This window comes from Streptomyces sp. NPDC096040 (assembly GCF_040303265.1).
In the GTDB taxonomy this organism is placed as follows: Bacteria; Actinomycetota; Actinomycetes; order Streptomycetales; family Streptomycetaceae; genus Streptomyces.
Genome location: NZ_JBEOTA010000004.1, coordinates 166,473 through 183,514, shown reverse-complemented (window position 1 = coordinate 183,514; position 17,042 = coordinate 166,473). Strand labels below are relative to the sequence as shown.

The 17,042-nt window shown below is 72.7% G+C and carries 12 protein-coding genes and 2 pseudogenes; 3 read left to right on the top strand and 11 right to left on the bottom strand.

The genetic code is table 11. The annotated features are described in order from the left end of the window. Window positions 1-187: 187 nt before the first annotated feature. The 6 genes and pseudogenes from ABTY98_RS06360 to ABTY98_RS42250 all read right to left on the bottom strand — a co-directional run bounded on the left by ABTY98_RS06360 (window position 188) and on the right by ABTY98_RS42250 (window position 6,759). On the bottom strand, window positions 188-2,776 hold the full coding sequence (locus tag ABTY98_RS06360; protein WP_352219715.1) for a SpoIIE family protein phosphatase: 2,589 nt from the start codon (window positions 2,774-2,776) through the stop codon (window positions 188-190). Window positions 2,777-3,026: 250 nt separating this feature from the next. Further along, window positions 3,027-3,443: an ATP-binding protein gene (locus ABTY98_RS06355; RefSeq protein ID WP_352219714.1), complete on the bottom strand. Its 417-nt coding sequence runs from the start codon at window positions 3,441-3,443 to the stop codon at window positions 3,027-3,029. Between the two features lie 221 nt (window positions 3,444-3,664). Beyond that, entirely contained in the window at window positions 3,665-4,105 is a 441-nt protein-coding gene (locus tag ABTY98_RS06350; protein ID WP_352219713.1) for a (deoxy)nucleoside triphosphate pyrophosphohydrolase, read from the bottom strand. Window positions 4,106-4,136: 31 nt separating this feature from the next. Then, a complete protein-coding gene (locus ABTY98_RS06345) occupies window positions 4,137-4,340 on the bottom strand; it encodes an SPOR domain-containing protein (protein WP_352219712.1) in 204 nt (67 codons plus the stop codon). A 302-nt stretch (window positions 4,341-4,642) separates the two neighbouring features. Next, window positions 4,643-5,395, bottom strand: coding sequence for a GntR family transcriptional regulator (locus tag ABTY98_RS06340; RefSeq protein WP_352219711.1), 753 nt, complete (start codon window positions 5,393-5,395; stop codon window positions 4,643-4,645). A gap of 147 nt (window positions 5,396-5,542) precedes the next feature. Next, a pseudogene (locus ABTY98_RS42250) lies at window positions 5,543-6,759 on the bottom strand (DUF4190 domain-containing protein). Window positions 6,760-6,879: 120 nt separating this feature from the next. Between ABTY98_RS42250 and ABTY98_RS06325 the strand changes: the two are divergent. Both ABTY98_RS06325 and ABTY98_RS06320 read left to right on the top strand, forming a co-directional pair. Continuing rightward, the gene (locus ABTY98_RS06325; protein WP_352219709.1) at window positions 6,880-7,224 is read left to right on the top strand and encodes a hypothetical protein; all 345 of its coding nucleotides are present in this window, start codon (window positions 6,880-6,882) and stop codon (window positions 7,222-7,224) included. After that, a complete protein-coding gene (locus tag ABTY98_RS06320; protein ID WP_352219708.1) occupies window positions 7,221-8,393 on the top strand; it encodes a serpin family protein in 1,173 nt (390 codons plus the stop codon). The genes ABTY98_RS06325 and ABTY98_RS06320 overlap by 4 nt, the downstream gene beginning before the upstream one ends. A gap of 229 nt (window positions 8,394-8,622) precedes the next feature. On the opposite strand, the gene ABTY98_RS06315 is transcribed toward ABTY98_RS06320, so the two are convergent. The 4 genes and pseudogenes from ABTY98_RS06315 to ABTY98_RS06300 form a co-directional block, all read right to left on the bottom strand. Continuing rightward, window positions 8,623-9,450: an oxidoreductase gene (locus tag ABTY98_RS06315; protein ID WP_352219707.1), complete on the bottom strand. Its 828-nt coding sequence runs from the start codon at window positions 9,448-9,450 to the stop codon at window positions 8,623-8,625. 92 nt (window positions 9,451-9,542) lie between these two features. Beyond that, the gene (locus ABTY98_RS06310) at window positions 9,543-12,527 is read right to left on the bottom strand and encodes a glycoside hydrolase family 2 TIM barrel-domain containing protein (protein ID WP_352219706.1); all 2,985 of its coding nucleotides are present in this window, start codon (window positions 12,525-12,527) and stop codon (window positions 9,543-9,545) included. Between the two features lie 4 nt (window positions 12,528-12,531). After that, window positions 12,532-12,789: a hypothetical protein gene (locus tag ABTY98_RS06305; protein ID WP_352219898.1), complete on the bottom strand. Its 258-nt coding sequence runs from the start codon at window positions 12,787-12,789 to the stop codon at window positions 12,532-12,534. Window positions 12,790-12,898: 109 nt separating this feature from the next. Beyond that, window positions 12,899-13,420 (bottom strand): annotated as a pseudogene (locus ABTY98_RS06300) (glycoside hydrolase family 38 N-terminal domain-containing protein); the annotation flags it as partial. 368 nt (window positions 13,421-13,788) lie between these two features. Here ABTY98_RS06300 and ABTY98_RS06295 point away from each other — a divergent pair. Next, a complete protein-coding gene (locus tag ABTY98_RS06295; RefSeq protein WP_352219705.1) occupies window positions 13,789-14,790 on the top strand; it encodes a LacI family DNA-binding transcriptional regulator in 1,002 nt (333 codons plus the stop codon). A gap of 12 nt (window positions 14,791-14,802) precedes the next feature. Here the strand turns inward: ABTY98_RS06295 and ABTY98_RS06290 are convergent, their stop codons facing one another. Continuing rightward, entirely contained in the window at window positions 14,803-16,974 is a 2,172-nt protein-coding gene (locus ABTY98_RS06290) for a DEAD/DEAH box helicase (protein ID WP_352219704.1), read from the bottom strand. Between the last annotated feature and the right edge of the window lie 68 nt (window positions 16,975-17,042).

The window sequence follows — 17,042 nt, the reverse complement described above, 5'->3', positions numbered from 1 at the left end:
AAGCCGCATATCAGACACAGCCCCGCGCCCCTTGGGGCGCGGGGAACTGCGCGACCAGCCACGACGGCGCCGCACCCGCAAACCGGCCGCAGCCCCCTCCAGGGGCGCGGGGAACTGCGCGCGCAACCCCCACCGCGCCGCACCGGCAAACCGGCCGCAGCCTCGAAGCGGTCCGCGGTGCCCCTTCTCAGAACAGGCTGAGCAACGCCTCCGCGGGGTCCGTCAGGCCGGTCTCGCCGTCTGGCAGGGGCAGTTCGAACCACACGGTCTTCCCGCGTGGCGTCCGGCGTGAGCCCCACGCCGCGCTCAGCAGCCCGACCAGTTGCAGCCCCCGGCCGCCCTCGTCCGTGTCGCGGGCGCGCCTGCGCCTCGGCTGGACCAGGCCGGAGTCCCACACCTCGCACACCAGTGTCCGGTCCAGCAGCAGCCGTAGCCGTATCTCCCCCTCGCCGTACCGCAGCGCGTTGGTGACCAGCTCGCTGACCAGCAGCTCCGCCGTGTCGACCAGCGGCTCCAGGTCCCAGGAGAGCAGCTGGCCGCGCGCGTACTCACGGGCGCGGCCCACACTGCGCGGCTCGCGCGGCAGCGTCCAGTCGCCGACCGACTCGGCCGGCAGCCCCTGTACACGTGCCATCAGCAACGCGATGTCGTCCTCGCCGTGGTGTGTGTCGAGGGTGCTCAGGACGTGGTCGCAAACGTCCTCGAGGGGTTGGGAAGGGTCGGTGAGCGCCCCTACGAAGGCCTGGAGGCCCTCGTCGAGGGGATGGTCGCGGGATTCGACCAGACCGTCCGTGTAGAGGGCGAGAAGGGCGCCCTCGGGGAGTTCGACCTCGACCTCCTCGAAGGGCTCGCCGCCCACGCCGAGCGGCATGCCGGGGGGCACGTCCAGCATCAACGCGTCCTCGCCGGGCTCGACGAGCACCGGGGGCAGATGGCCGGCGTTGGCGAACGTACAGCGTCTGGTGACCGAGTCGTAGACGGCGTACACGCAGGTCGCGAGGTAGACCTCGGAGAGGTCGGCGTCGCGGGGCTGGCGGGCCGTGCGGGTGGCCTGCTGGACTCCGCCGGGGGTGCCCAGGCCGCGGGCGATCTCGTCCAACGCCGAGAGGACTTCGGCGGGTTCGAGATCGAGAAGGGCCAGCGTACGGACCGCCGTGCGGAGTTCGCCCATCGCGACCGCCGCGCGCAGGCCTCGGCCCATCACGTCGCCCACCACCAGCGCCGTGCGGTGGCCGGGGAGTTCGATGACGTCGAACCAGTCGCCGCCGACCTCGGTCGCCGCGTTGCCGGGGAGGTAGCGGCAGGCGATGTCCAGGCCGGAGGCCTCGGGGTCGCCGGGCGGGAGCAGGGACCGTTGCAGTATCAACGCGCGTTCGTGCTCGCGGCGGTAGAGGCGGGCGTTGTCGATACAGACGGCGGCGCGGGCGGCCAGTTCGACCGCCAGCTCCCGGTCGCGGTCGCCGAACGGCTCGCTGCCCTTGGTGCGGGCGAACTGGGCGAGGCCGACGACCGTGTCGTGGGCGACCATCGGGACGGCGAGGGTGGACTGGACGAGGCCGCCGTCCTCGGCCGGCACATGCTGCGGGCGGGCGGTGCGCAGGGCGTCCGCGCAGGGCGAGTTGAAGGGGTAGTGGTGGACGGCGCCGACGGCGACCGGGGCGCCGCCGCCCACGAAGGGCGCGTCGGAGACCGCGCTGGCGAAGGCGACCCGGCGCAGCTCCGCGCTGCCGTCGGAGAGACCTGGCGGCCTCTCGTCGCCCGCCAGCAGGCCCTGGTAGAGGTCGACGGTGGCGAGGTCGCAGAAGCCGGGCACGACCACGTCGAGGAGTTCGCGGGCGGTGGTCTCCAGGTCGAGGGAGTTGCCGATACGGGCCCCGGCCTCGTTGAGGAGGGCGAGATTCCGCCGGGCTGCGGCGGCCTCGCGGGCGGCGGCGCGGCGGGCGGTGATGTCCAGGCCGAGCCAGGCGATGCCGATGGGGCGGCCGGTGCCGCTGTGCACCCGGTAGAGGTTGATGGACCAGTGCCGACGCTCGTCGGAGCCCGGGACGAAGCCCGTGACGTGCATGTCCGTGATGGAGTTGCCGGTCTCCAGGACCCGTCGCAGGGTGGCCGCGACCCGCTCGGCCTCGGAGCGCGGCAGATAGTCGTGGACGCCCTTGCCGCGGTGGTCGTCGGGGCTGCCGCCGAAGATGGAGGAGAACCGCACGTTCGCGCGGCGGATCCGCAGGTCGGTGTCGATCAGCAGGAAACCGAACGGAGATTGACCGAATATCGACTGCGAGGCGGCGAGGTCGGTCTCGATGCTGCGTAGGGTGCGGACGTCGACCACTATGCACACGGCCGCGTTCTCGCCCTCGGCGGTGCGGGTGGGCATGACGTAGACCTCGGCGAGGCCCTCCTCGCCGCGCTCGCCGTCCGCCGTGTCGGGCATCCGGAACGGCACCACACCGGTCCACTCCCGCCCGTCCAGGATCTCGGCCATCTTCCGTTGGCCGCGCTCGCGCAGGTCGGGGTCTATGAACGCCTCGATGGGGTCCATGCCGACGGCACGCTCGGCGGGGATGCCGAAGATCTGCTCGGCGCGCAGGCTCCACTGGTCGACCAGGCCGCCGGCGCCGATGGAGAACGAGGCGACCTTGATGTAGTCGTAGATCGAGCCGGGCGGACTGCTCTGCCACATGGCGTCGCCGGGGGCCGCGGCTGTCTCCGCGGTCCCCGCCCTCGCACCGTCCGACGGGTCCTCGGACTCCGTGGCCTTAGCTGGTATCTCGCTCACGCGAACCGTCCCCTCCAGCTCACCGCTCCCGGCACCGGTCACCGGGTGCGGCTGCCCGCAGTATCCAGCACTACGGTGCCGCCTGACACGGTGTTCACGATCACAGCACGGTCCCGACGATTTCCGGACCGGGCCGTGACAACACTTCCAGTCTTCTAACCAGGGAACACGCCGTCGAATCACCCACTCCGGCACCCATTCCCCGGCCACTGCCGCGAGTGGACGAGGTAGCGCTGCGTGTACACCCCGTTCACCCGGTTCGCTCGGGTACCGCCAGCTCGAACCAGACCGTCTTTCCGCTGTCGCCGGGCCGGGTACCCCAGCTGCGCGAGGAGCCGGCGACCAGCTGGAGGCCGCGGCCGCTCTCGTCGTCGGGGCTGGCGGCGCGCTCGCGCGGCGGGTCCGGGAGCGGGTCGGAGACCTCCACCCGCAGGGTGTCGCCGAGGTCGGCGGGGCGGACGAGGCGGACGCCGATGGGGCCGGTGGCGTGTCGGAGCGCGTTGGTGACCAGCTCGCTGACCAGCAGGGCGGTGATGTCGGCGAGGGTGCCGAGCCCCCAGCCGGTCAGTTGGTCACGGACCGCGGTCCGGGCGGTGCGCACGGCGCCCGGTTCCGCGGGAAAGGTCCACTCGGCGGTCTCACCTTCGGTGTCGATCACACCGATCACTTCCCAGTCGCATCGCTGGCCGCGAGCCCACCCATGTCCGGTTTCGTGGGGTTAATGGGCACCTACCCGATTACCGGGAGGCAGTACCGCGCGAGAGGGCGCACTGTGGCACGAACGGCGTACGCCGACGGGGCCGAGCGCCTAAGGGGGAGGGGGTGCGGGTGCCGGGCGGCTGCGGCGCCGCCGTGGCCGGTCGCACCCAGGCGGCGGTGGCCGCATGTTCAACGCAGCCCCGCGCCCCTGGTGGGGCTGGGGCTGCCCCCCTCGCCCCACCATGCGACCACCTCACGCACCGCCGGGACATCCTGGTCCAGCCAGTTCACATCCCAGAGTTCCTCGGGGGTCAGCCAACGTAGTGCGTCGTGGTCCTGGAGGGGGCTGGGGGCGCCGGAAACGGGCAGGAGGCGCGCCGTCCAGACCTGGAGGACGTACGGGGGCCTCAGGGGCCACTCCCCCGGTACCCGCGCCAGCGTTTCCGCCTCCACGCCGAGTTCCTCGCGCAGTTCGCGCACCAGGGCCTGCTCGGGGGTCTCGCCGGGCTCGGCCTTGCCGCCGGGGAGCTCCCAGCGGCCGGCCAGCTCAGGGGGCGCGCTGCGGCGGGCCGCGAGCAGGCGGCCGGCGTCGAGCACGGCGGCTCCGACCACCACGATCCGTTCGCTCATGGCCCGGAGCCTACGGGAGGCGGCGGAGGACTCAGTTACGGGTGGAGCCCTCCCCGTTGCCGTTGCTGTGGCCGATGCGCTCGACCCAGTAGAGCTGCTTGTGTCCGCGGTCGTCGAGACTGTCGGCGATCTTCTGCGCCTCGGCCCGGGTCGCGTACCGGCCGACGCGGTAGCGATTGCCGCTGTCGTCCTGCCGTATGACGAGCCAGGGGAGAGAGACCGTGCCCTCCGTCATCGCACCCCTCCGTTTCTCCCGGCTCCCGCCCATCCCCGCCCCGCTAAGGAAACCGCAGTCCGCATATGCCCGAGCGTACGCCTAACCTTTACGCAGCGAATACGGCTTTTCACAAAGAGGTACGCAACCAGCCAGAACGGTGGGGGCGCACGAGGACGAATGCGCCGTGCGTGCACCCGGTGCATCGAGTCGGAGGCATACCGCGGACAGCCGGGGCCACCTGGGAGAACGGCCGGATTGCAGCGGTCGGGCCCGAGGCCTGACAGAGGCCGTGGAGACGCCAACTATCGCAAGGGTGTGCGCTACTTCACGGGCAGGTGGTACGCGGCACGGTACCGGTCGGCCGGGATGACGACGTCCGCGGTCTCCACGGGGCGGCCGGAGGCGTAGTACGTCCGCTGGATCACCAGGACCACATGGCCGGGGACACCGCCCAGGGTGAGCAGTTCCTCGGCGAGGCCGGGCCGGGCGCCGACCTCCTCGGTGACGTTGTCCACGATGACGTCGATGGCGCGCATCCGCTCGACCACGCCCATGCCGCCGAGGGGGCCCTCCTCGGGCAGCATCACGGGGGTGCGGCCGGTGACGGCGAGGGGTTCCCAGGAGGTGGAGAGCATCATCGGCTCGCCGGCGTCCCGGAAGAGATACCGGGTGCGCATCACACGGTCGCCGACGTGGATGCCGAGCCGATCGGCGATCACCGCGCCGGCCTCCGCCTGCTCGCTCCTGGACTCCCAGGTGCCGCGCGCGGTCGCGTCGGACTGCTCCTGCCGGAACGGGGTGGCGCCGCCGACCGGGCGGAACCCGGAGCGGGCCACCCGCCGGGGCACGGGCCGCTCCCGCACATAGGTCCCGGAGCCGGAGCGGCCCTCGACCAGCCCCTCGGCCATCAGCACCTTGCGGGCCTCCAGGGCGACGGTGTCGGAGACGCCGTACTCCTCGCGGATGCGGGCCTGGGAGGGGAGCCGGGTGTGGGGGGGCAGCGAACCGTCGACGATCTTCTTACGGAGATCACCCGCGACACGCAGATACGCCGGCTGCTCACCGAAAGTCACTGGCCGCTCCCATCAGGTTGTACAGACAGCAACAGCCTGGCAACCGTGGGTTGTGCCATGCAAGCAAAGGCCAGAGAATCACTCGATGTGATGACATGTGACCGGGGAAGGCTTTACGCAGGCACTTTCTCCCCGTTATGGCCGCGGTCACACCTCCATTCCGGAGCCACTTCCTCCGCTGCCGGAGTTGCCGCCTCCGTCGTCGTACGAGGGCGGGGTCGTGGCGAGGCCCAGAGCCTTGCGCGCGGTGACCGTCCGCTTCGGGTCGAGCAGCGCCGAGCCCTTGTCGTAGTGGCTGTAGTACGTGTCCGAGTCCGCGGCCTCGGCCGCCTTCGCCCATTCCGAGCGGGCCTTGTCCAGGTCCGCGACCAGGTCGTTCACCGTCTGCTTCGCGTCCGGTTGCCAGTGGTGTGCGCCCAGCATCGCGGTCTGCCGGGTGATGGCCTTGCTCACCCGGCCCGCCCAGGCCTGGTACCCGGGCAGGTCGTCCTCGACGTACTCCGCATCGGGGACCGTGCCGAGGGCGGTGTTGAGGACGTGCGCGGCGTCGAGGTAGGCGACCTGGTCGGCGTCCAGCACGCTCTCGTCGTTGCGCAGCGAACCGGACAGCGTGCGGCCCTCGGTCGTGTTGCCGAAGACGCAGGTCACCTCCCTGTCGCCGTACCCCCAACTGTCCTCGCTGGGCGTGAAGTAGTACACGTCGACGTCGTCGGGGACCGCCCAGCCGTCCATCGCGTAGCCGTCCTCCAGGGCGTAGCAGCGCTCGCCCGCGGAGTCTCCGATCCGGGCGTCGCCCGGGTAGGTCGATCCCTTGAGGTGGTAGGTGGCGAAGACCTCGCCGTCGTGCGCCTTCTCGCAGTCCACGGTGGTGACATCCGAGACCAGGTCGCCGGTGAGGGTGCCGTCGGGGTGTCGAAGCAGTCACCGGTGGACAACGAGAGGCTGGAGCTGTCGTTCGCGCCCTCCTTGACGCCCTCCCAGAAGCCGGACGCGCCACCGGTGGCGAGCAGCAGCACCCACAGGGCCAGTCCGATCCCGGAGAGCACCGACCCGGTGACCGCCATCGCCCTGCCGCGCTCCCCGCGCCTGCGGATCTGGCTCAGCGCGACCAGCCCCAGCACCAGCCCCACCCCGGGCAGACAGCACAGCAGCCCGAGCACGAGGGAGGCGATGGCGAGGCCGTTGACGGGCGCCGGGACCGCGTAGGGGCCGTAGCCCTGGCCCCAGGGCTGGTACGGCGAGGGGTACGGCGGCTGCTGTCCGTACGGGTACTGCGGGTGCTGCGGGTACTGCGGCAGGCCCGTCTGGGGCGGCTGGTACGGCCCTTGTGGCTGCTGGGGGCCGGGGGGCGGAGGTATGGACACCGGTACCGTGCTCCTGAGGGGGCGTCTGGCCGCGTGAAACGGACGGCTGAACTGATGTACGACTGCGCGCATCGTAAGCGCGCCGTGAACGGGGGCGGAATGAGGGTGGGGAGAGCGGCCGTGCGTACGGTGAACGCGCTCACCGCGCGCTGGGCGGCCGTATCGCGGGACGGCGCGGTGTTCTCGGCGGCCGGGGTGTGGCAGGAGCGGATGCCGGGCGGTCGGCTTCCCTACGGGGAGCCCGGTCCGGGCCTGAGCGTGGAGAAGCTGCGGTGCGCCGGCCCGACGCCGCCCTTTCTCGACGTGACGACAGTGACGTACGACATGACGGCCGGTCACAGCCTGCTGGAACCGCACCGACTGCTCCCGCTCGCCCTGCACCGGCACTCCCGGCTCGCCCTCGCGGCGGGCCGGGTCACGGATCCCCTGCCCTTCCCCGAGTACTCCTGGGAGGACGACCAATGAACGACACCGTCAGCGCCGTCAACGCGCTCACCGCACGCTGGGCGCAGCGGACCAGACAGGGCACGGTCTTCTCGGCCGCCGGTGTCTGGCCGCTGCTGGCCTTCCTCGCCGACGGCGCGGCGGGCCCCGCCCGGGACGAACTGAGCCGGGCCGTCGGGATGCAAGCCGACCAAGCAGCGGCCGGGGCGCGGGAGTTACTCGGCGGCCTCGACTCGATGCACGGTGTCGGGGCGGCCCTGGGACTGTGGACCGACCGTGCGCTGGAGCTGCGCGAGCAGTGGGCGGCGGGACTGCCCGCCGAGGCGCACGGGGTGCTCGGCGCCGACCCCGCGGCCTCCCAGGAGGCGCTGGACGCGTGGGCGGCCAAACGCACCGAGGGGCTGGTCGGGCGGATGCCGGTCAAGCTGACCGAGGGCGCCCGGATGGTGCTCGCGACCGCGCTGGCCCTGCACACGGACTGGCGGCAGCCGTTCCAGGAGACCGTGCTGCGACCCGGCTCCGGGCCCTGGCAGGGCCGTACCCTGGCCGGTCTCAGCCGCAGCAGCGTCCGGACGGACCGGATCGGGGTGACCGCGGGCCCGGACGGGCACGTCACCATCCTGAAGGTGCTGGGCGGCAACGCCCTCGACGTCCATCTCCTGCTCGGCGAGGAGGGGATGGCGCCCGGGCAGGTGCTGCACACCGGCATCGGCGTCCTGGAGCGCGCCCTGCCGGTGACCACCGGCGGCCAGCTCCCCTACGGGCAGGCGGGTCCGGGGGTGGCCGTGGAGCGGCTGCCGTCGCTCACCCCGGACCCGGTACGGCTCGATGTGACGACCGTCGGCTTCGAGGTGCGCGCGGACCACGATCTGCTCCAGCTGCACGGTCTGTTCGGGCTCTCCACGGCCGCCGACGCCCGCGAGGGGCACTTCCCGGGCATCAGCGCCGCGCCGCTGGCCATCGGGGCGGCCGGGCAGTCCGCGGTCGCGGAGTTCGGGCCGCTGGGCTTCCGGGCCGCCGCGGTGACGGCCGTCCTGGCGGCGCCGGGCAGCGGCCCGCCGCAGTACCGGCACGAGTCGACCGTCGTACGGGCCACCTTCGACCGGCCGTTCGGCTTCCTCGCCGTGCACCGCGACAGCCGGCTGGTACTGGCGGCGGGCTGGGTCGCGGACCCGACCGAGGCGGGCTAGGGCCTGTCCGGCGGATCAGGTCGCAGGAAATCAACGGCGCCTCATCAGCGCCGGTGAGCGGTGCCTGGCGCGTCCAGCTGCAAGGCGGAGGAGGGCGGCAACGCGGTGGGGGCACCCCCGGCCGAAGGCTGGGGGACGTTGACAACCGACGACAACGCCGCTGGGGGCACCCCCTCTGGGGGAGGGCGTGCCAGGCACCGCGTCTGCGGCATGATCCGCCGGACAGGCCCTAGTCGAAGTCGGTGGCCCGGGTGCGCTTCTCCCAGGCGGCGATGTCCCGTCGTACGACGTCCAGTTGCGTCAGTACGGCGGTCACCGCGTCGTCGCCCAGGGGCAGGTGCAGCGGGGTCTCCTCGGCGTCCAGGGCGGCCAGGATCAGGGCGGCCGCCTTGGCCGGGTCGCCGGGCTGGCTGCCGTGGCCGCCGTCGACGGCGCCACGGGTCTCGGTGACCTTCGGGTACACCCCGGTGTCGGGGCTGGTCCCGGCCCGGCTGGTGTCGAAGAGGGAGGTACGGAAGGCGCCCGGCTCCACGATCAGCACCTTGATCCCGAACTCCCGCACCTCGTCGGCAAGCGCCTCGGACATGCCCTCCAGCGCGAACTTCGTGCCGCTGTAGGCCGAGAAGCCCGCGAAGGACATCTGCCCGCCCATGCTGCTCATCTGCACGATCGCACCCGAGCGCTGGGCGCGCAGCTGCGGCAGGACCGCCCGCACCAGCGCGGCCGGGCCGAGGACATGCACGTCGAACAGGTCGCGCAGTTCGGCGTCGGTGGTCTCCTCGAAGGCGCCGACATGGGTGCGGCCGGCGTTGTTGACGAGGACGTCGATCCGTCCGTGCCGGGCCACGACGTCCCGTACGGCGGGCTCGATCGCGGCGATGTCCGTGACGTCCAGACGGACCGGGTCCACCCGCCCGGGATGGGCGGCGGCCAGGTCGTCCAGTGCCTCGGGGCGCCGGGCCGCCCCGACGACGGTGTCACCCGCGGCGAGCGCGGCCTCGGCGAGCGCACGGCCGAAGCCGCTGCTCGCCCCGGTGATCAGCCAGATCCTGGTCATGTCCGGTCTCCCTGCTGTCGCGGTCGGTCCAGCCGACCACCCTCACCCGGAAGGGAGTTCACGTCCAACGGGTTTTCCGGGACGGGTTCACCTCACCGGCGTACGCCGTGGGTGATGCGCAGCCTGAGGGTGCGTGCTTCGGGGCGCAGCGCGAACTCGGGCCACACGTCCGGTCCGCAGGCCCGGGAGCCGAGGCCGTGCTGGGCCGCGTCGATGATGAGGTGGCTGGTGGTGGACTCCGGGAGTTCGAAGGGATGGGCGGCCCGGGCGAGCTGCTGGGGGGTGTGGCGGGTGAGGGTGAAGCCGGGGCGCCGGCCGCGGGTGTCGGGGAGGGCCGTGAGGCGCAGGACCTCGGTGTCGGCGCTGGTCAGGGTGAGGTGGCGGAGCCGGGAGCGGTGGCCGGTCTCCTGAGGGCGTGCGTAGCCGGCCGGGAGGTCCGGGACGGCGGCGGAGAAGCGGCCGGTGCGGGCCGCGCGGAGGCTGTCTGGGTAGGACTCGTGCGGGCCCAGGCCGAACCAGTCGGCGCCGTCCACCGGGGCCGTCCCGTCGGGCAGTTCGAAGCGCACCCCGATCCGCGGCCACACCGTCCGCCAGCCGCGCGAGGGCTCGATCTCCACGCGCAGTTCCAGCTCGCCGTCCTCGATGGACCACACGGACTCCACCGTCACCGACAGCGCGGAGTGCGCGGCGGAGACCCGGTCGACGGTGCGCAGGGCGTCCGGGGCGTGTTCCACGCTGACACGCCGTGCGGTCAGCCGGTCGAGTCCGTCGCGGCGCCACAGCTCGGCGCTGGACACCCCGGCGGCACTCGCGTCGCTGCCCTCCAGCCGGTCGGACGTGCCCTCGTCGTTGTCGGTCGGCGCCCGGAACAGCTCAAGACGCGGACCGGTCACCGCGCGCCCGGCGAGGCGGGTGAGGGAGCCGCCGGCGAACTCGGCGATGCCCAGGGTGAGCGTGCCCTCGTCCGGCCGCCAGCCGGTCCGGTGCCGGACGGCGGGCACCGGCCGCCGCACCGAGCGGTCGAGTTGGGCGGTGGCGACCTCGTGTCCCGCGGGTGCCCAGGGGGTCTCCGCCGCCAGCACCGCCTCGACCGTCAGCCAGGTCTCGGCGTCCGCCGCCACCGGGACCGGCGGCAGCGGCACCCGCTCCGACTCGCCCGCCGCCACCACCGGGACCTCCAGGTCCCCCGACTCCACGAGGGTGCCGTCGTGCTCGACGCGCCAGCAAAAGCGCAGGTCGGAGGTGTCGGCGGAGTGCCGCAGATTGGTGATCGCGAGCTGGTCGCCGTCGAAGGCGAAGCGGATCGGCTGCACCACCGCCTTGAACTCGTGGAGGCCGGGCGTAGGCACGTCGTCGCTCAGCACCATGCCGTCCATGACGAAGTTGCCGTCGTGCACGACCTCGCCGAAGTCGCCGCCGTAGGCGTAGTACGGCGTCCCGTCCGGGGTCCGGGCCAGGATGCCGTGGTCGCGCCACTCCCAGACGAAGCCGCCGTGCAGCCGGGGGTGGCGGTGGACCAGTTCCTCGTACTGGTCGAGGGCGCCGGGTCCGTTGCCCATCGCGTGGGCGTACTCGCACAGCAGGAACGGCCTGGTGCGCTGCCGGGCGCCCTGGGCGGGGGTGCAGCCGAGCAGCGGGGCACGGGAACCGTCCGTGCCGATCTGCTCGGTCTCCGTCACCGTCGCGTACATGCGTGAGTAGACGTCGGTGTACTCGCCGGTGTGGTCGCCCTCGTAGTGCACGGGACGCTCGGGATCGCGGGTGTGCACCCAGGCCGCCATGGCGGCGAGGTTGGCGCCGGTGCCGGCCTCGTTGCCGAGCGACCAGATCACGACTGCGGGGTGGTTCTTGTCCCGTTCGACGGTGCGCTCGATACGGTCGAGGCAGGCCGCGCGCCAGGCCGGTTCGTCGCTCGGGTTGCCGGCCCAGCCGACGTGGCCGAAGCCGTGGGTCTCCAGATCGCATTCGAGGACGACCCAGAAGCCGAGTTCGTCGGCGAGGTCGAGCAGCCGGGGGTGCGGCGGGTAGTGGCTGGTGCGGATGGCGTTCACGTTGAACCGCTTCATCCGGGCCAGGTCCTCGCGGGCGTGCGCCTCGTCGAAGACCCGGCCGCGCTCGGGGTGCGCCTCATGGCGGTTCATGCCGTGGAAGACGACCCGGCGGCCGTTGACCAGGAAGCGGTCACCGCGAATCTCGACGGTGCGGAAGCCCACCCGCAGGGCGATGCTCTCGGCGGCCGAGGACACGGTGACGTCGTACAGGCGGGGTCGCTCGGCCGACCACGGCTCGACGCCCGGGATGTCGAGGGGTGCCACGTCGGCCGCCGTCTGCCAGACCCGCTCGACGCCCAGTTCGGGGATGCGCAGGGCGACGGGGAAGGCCGCCGGGTCGGCGGTGACCTCGGGGTCGATCCGCCCGTGCCCGTCGTCGTAACCGGTGCGCAGCCAGACGTCCTCGATGCCCCCGGCCGGGCGGGCGAGCAGGGTGACGTCCCGGAAGATGCCCGGCAGCCACCACTGGTCCTGGTCCTCCAGGTAGCTGGCCGCCGACCACTGGTGCACCCGTACGGCGACGACGTTGTCACCGGGGCGAACGGCGGACGTCACGTCGAACTCGTGGGCCAGCCTGCTGCCGCCGGCGCTGCCGATCTCGACGCCGTTCACCCACACCTTGAACAGCGACTCGACGCCGTCGAAGCGCAGCAGGACCCGCTCGGCGTCCGACCAGCCGTCGGGCAGGCCGAAGTGGCGGCGGTAGTCGCCGGTGGGGTTCTCGTCGGGGACGTGCGGCGGGTCGATCGGGAACGGGAACTGGATGTTCGTGTAGATCGGCCGGCCGTAGGCCCCGTCGCCCTCCAGCACCCAGTGCGCGGGCACCGCGATGCCGTCCCAGCCCTGGTCGTCGAAGTCCTCGGCCGCGAACTCCTCGGCGACGGCCGCCGTCGGCGACAGCCGGAAGCGCCAGTCTCCGTTGAGCGGGAGGGCGGGGGCGTCGGAGTGCAGCCAGGAGCGGGCCGGGCGCAGGGCGCCACGCCACGGGGCGGTGTCCGATACGTACGCGGAGTGCTCGGAGGGCAAGAGTTCACAACTTTCTTGGTGTCGGGGGCGTTGGTGGCTGGCGGAGGACGACCGTGCGGATCGCCCAGGGGCCGAGGACGAGTGGGAGCCCGCCCTCCGCCATCGGCTCGGCGGCGATCGGCCGGCCGAGCAGGTCGACCGTCGTGGCCTCGGTGAAGGCGCCGGTCACGCGGACGGTCGACGCGGTGTCGCGCAGCGCCGCCAGCCGGACCTCGGTGCCGGGCCCGTGCTCGGGGTCGGTGACGCGCCGGATGCCCGACACCTGCACGTCCGGCCGTCGACCTGCGCACCGGTCGTGTCCGGGGGGCAGCGGGCCGCCGCCGGGGGCGGTCCGGTACCAGAAGGACGTCGAGTCCGTTGTCGTACCCGTCGAAGAGGAACTCGGTGCGGACCTCGGAGCCGTCGGGGGCGCGCCAGCGGAAGGCGTGGCCGTCGACCGCGCCGGGCACCCCGCGCCACAGGGCCGCATGCTCGATACCGGCGCGGGCCAGGATCTGCGGCATCTGCGCGATGTGGCCGAACATGTCCGGCAGATAGCCGACGGGCATCGCCCCGCCGAGGCGCTCCGCGGCCGCCCACCCCATCTGGAGGCTGCGGACGATGGTCTCGCCGGAGCAGAGGAACTCGTCGAGCAGGATGAGCCAGGGCCCGACGGCGAGCCGGCCCTCGCGGACCAGGGCGGCGACCCGGTCGCGGTTTTCCGGGCGCATCTCCAGACAGTCCTCGACCGCCGCCATCCGCCCGTCGACGGTGAACCGGAAGTCCGGGTCCGCCTCGGCCGTCGCCGGCACGGTGTCGAGGGCGGTGACAAGGCGGTGCCGGAACACCTGGAACGGCTCGTACCACTCCCGGTCCCAGTGGAAGTGGGGCACGAAGACGGCGGAGTCGGGCATGACGAGGGGCACCTTCCGGGTGGTCACTTGAGGGAGCCGGCCCGAGTCCGGTCCGCCAGAACCGCTGGAGCAGGACGAACACGACGATCACGGCACGATCGACACCAGCGAGCCGGTGATCACGGACTGCTGGAGGAGCGGGGCGCGGGCGGTCTGGCCGTTCCACTCGTACAGGCCCGGCGTGATCGGGAACAGGGACTCCAATGAGGGTCCGTGAGCGGTAACGTGAGCGCTCACGGGAGCGGTAACGGGAGGTGATTGGGAGTGTGGGCTCCGGTCCGCCGGAGTGTCAAGGCTCAAGACGTCGGACCCGGCATACTCGGTGTCCCTGCGACGCGGTCGCGTCGGCAACTGCACGGAGGTGAGTGATGGCGCCGTCGGGGACCGGACCCCGCAGGGTGACGATCGACGATGTGGCCGGGGCCGCGGGAGTGTCCCGGCAGACCGTGTCGCGCGCGCTCAACGACAAGGGCGAGATCGGCGTCTCCACCAAGCAGCGCGTCCTGGACGCGGCCCTCGCGCTGGGCTACCGGCCGAGCCGGTTCGCCCGGGGGCTGGTTCGGCAGGACACGTTCAGCGTCGGACTGGTGATCCCCGATCTGCTCAACCCGTTCTTCACCGAGGTCGCCGCCTCCGCACTGGACGCGGCCCGCGGCCGCGGCTGGCATGTGGTCGTGTACGACACCGGCGACCGCGTCGAGGAGGAGCGGGGCACCCTGGAGGTGATCGCCTCGCAGGTGGACGCGGTGGTGGGCTATCTGAGCCTGCCGGAGGACGAGATCGCGAGGCTCACCCGGGGACTTCCCGTCGTCCTCATCGACCGGAAGCACCGCACCGAGCGGTTCAGTTCGATCCGGATCGACGGCGAGGCCGGCGTGCACGCGGCGATACGGCATCTGACCGGCGCCGGGCACCGGCACATCGGCATGCTGGACCACGCGGAGCGCTCCGAGCCGAGCGTCCGGCACGAGTGGTTCGACACCGCGATGTCGGCGTGCGCACTGGACTCCGGTTCGGTGGCCCGCGCCGACCAGAGCGTGGAGGGCGGGGAGCGCGCGCTCCAGGAACTCCTGGCCCGGCACCCGCAGGTGACCGCCGTGTTCACCTTCAACGACATCATCGCCATCGGGGCGTTGCGCGCGGCCCGCCGGCTCGGCCGCCAGGTCCCGGCGGACCTCGCCGTGCTGGGCTTCGACGGGCTGCGGCTGGGCGCTCTGGTCGAGCCGGCGCTGACGACGGTGGCCCTGGACACCCGCGGCCTCGGCGCGCTCGCCGTCGAACAGACGGCCAGGCTCCTGACCGGAGCGGGCCCGCTGCCCGCGGACGAACTGACGGTGGGGGCGGAGCTGCGGCTGCGCGAGTCGGCGTAGCCGGCGGGCCGTTCACGCGGGCTCGGTGGCCGGCCTCGCTTCCGTCATGCCCAGGCGCGCCTGTTCCTCCTCGACGATCCGGCGGGCCAGGTCGGTGTCCGACACGTCGACCGCGTCCGGGGTGGCCTCGGCCACCGCGCTGCGGCGGGCGTAGGCGTCGAACAGCCGGGTCTTCTTCTCCAGCATCCGCACCAGGCGTTCGTCCACTCCCCCGGTGGCGAGCAGGCGGTGCACCCGGACCGGTCTGACCTGGCCCATACGGTGGGCCCGGGCCACCGCCTGGTGTTCGATGGTGGGCTTGATCTGGGGTTCGCAGATGACGACGACCGAGGCGGCCTGGATGTTGAGGCCGACGCCCGCGGCCTGGATCTGCGCCAGCAGCACGGCGGGGCCCTGGACGGCGGCGAAGTCGTCGACGATCTGCTGCCGCCGTCCGGCGGGGACACCGCCGGTGAGCGGGCCGAACAGCGCGGGCCGGTCGGCGAGCGCGTCCTGCGCCACCCGCAGTACGTCCTTGAAGTAGGAGAAGACCACGGTCTTCTGCCCGTTCGCGGCGGCCTCCTCGACGATCTCCCGGAGCCGCTCCAGCTTGGCCGACTTCTCCGGGCGCAGATACGCGGCCCTGCGCATCGCCATGAAGTTGCCGGCGCGCACGGCCTCGCGGTACGCCTCCTCGTCGGACGCGCTCAGCTCCTCCCACTCGTCGGTCTGCTGGAGGCTCGGGAGTTCCGTCAGCACGTCCTGCTGGTTGCGACGCAGACAGACAGGGGCGACGGCCTTGCGGAAGGCGACCGATCCGGCCAGGGCGTCCCGCTCCTCCAGGGACTCCGCGACACCGCTGTGGAGCATCCCGACCAGGTTGCGGAACTCCACGACCCGGTTCTCCATCGGGGTTCCGGTCATGAAGAGGGCGCGCTCGCAGCGCTCCGCCCACCGGGCGACCGCCTGGGACCGCTTGGCCTTCGGGTTCTTCACGGAGTGCGCCTCGTCGACCACGAACAGGCCGACCTCGCCGCCCCCCGGTACGGGAAATCCGCGCAGGGCGTCGAACGTGGTCACCGCGACCCCGCCCCGCCCCTTCCAGTCGGCGAACGCCTCCTGCCGGTCGGGGCCGTGGAGCAGCATCACCCGAAGGGCGCTGCGGGCCTCGATCTCCCGGGTCCAGTTGACGAGGACGCTCGCCGGACACACGACCACGAAGTGGCTCTGCCCCTCGGCGGCCAGGTGGGCGAGCACGGCGATCGCCTGGATGGTCTTCCCGAGGCCCATCTCGTCGCCGAGGATCGCCTTGCGCTGCGCGAGGACGAAGCGCGCGCCGAACGCCTGGTAGCCGCGGAGAGAGACCCGTCGATGCGTGTCGTCGAGTTGCTGGGCGCGGACCCGCTCGGCGATCTCGTCCGGTAGGAAGCCCTCGGCGGCGGCCGCGTCCGGCGGCCGCCCGGAGATCTCCGCGAGCAGGCCGTAGTACTCGGCTGAGCGGAGTTCGAAGTCCGTCCAGGCGGCGAGGTCGGAGGACTGCCCGCGGAGCAGGTCCACCGAGGCCTGGGCGAACAGTTCGGGCAGCCGCGCCCGCTCCGCCTCCGCCAGCAGCGAGCCGAGCTCGGTCAGCGCCGCCAGCGCGCGGGCCTTCTTCTCCCGGCCCGCCAGCAGCATCCGCAGGCGCCCGGCGACAGGCCTGGCGTCGGCCAGCAGCGGCTCCAGCCGTTTCGACGCGTCGGTGGCCCGGCCGACGGCACGCACGGCGTCCGGACCGGCCTCCACCAGTGTGTGCAACGCCGTGACCAGCGCGGTGGTGTCCGGCTCCGGCCGGTCCATGTCGATATGGACGGCGACGGTCTCGTGCACGGCGTCGGAGAGGCTGCGGGCCGCGCCGAGCATCTGGTCGACGGTGCGCTGCCCGACCCCGGGGAGCTGCCGCAACCCGTAGGCACCGGCCGCCAGCACATCGCCGACCGTGCGCAGTCCGCTCCGCTCGACATGGCCCAGCCGCAGCCGTCCTTCGGTGACGTCCTGCAGCCGGGCGACGGGAATGGCGTCCAGCTCCCGTCGTACCGCCGCGTCGTGGAGCGGCGTCAGAGCCGCCCGCACCGCCTCGACCGCCCTGCGGTGATCCGCGACGACGTCGCACGCGGCCGTATGCAACCGCGTCCCCCGCACGACCAGTTCCCGCTCCGCCCGCCCCACGTGTGTCCCGCCCCCTCGTTCGCCGTCCCCGCATCCTCCCACCGCCCCGGCGACACAGACGGGCGCAG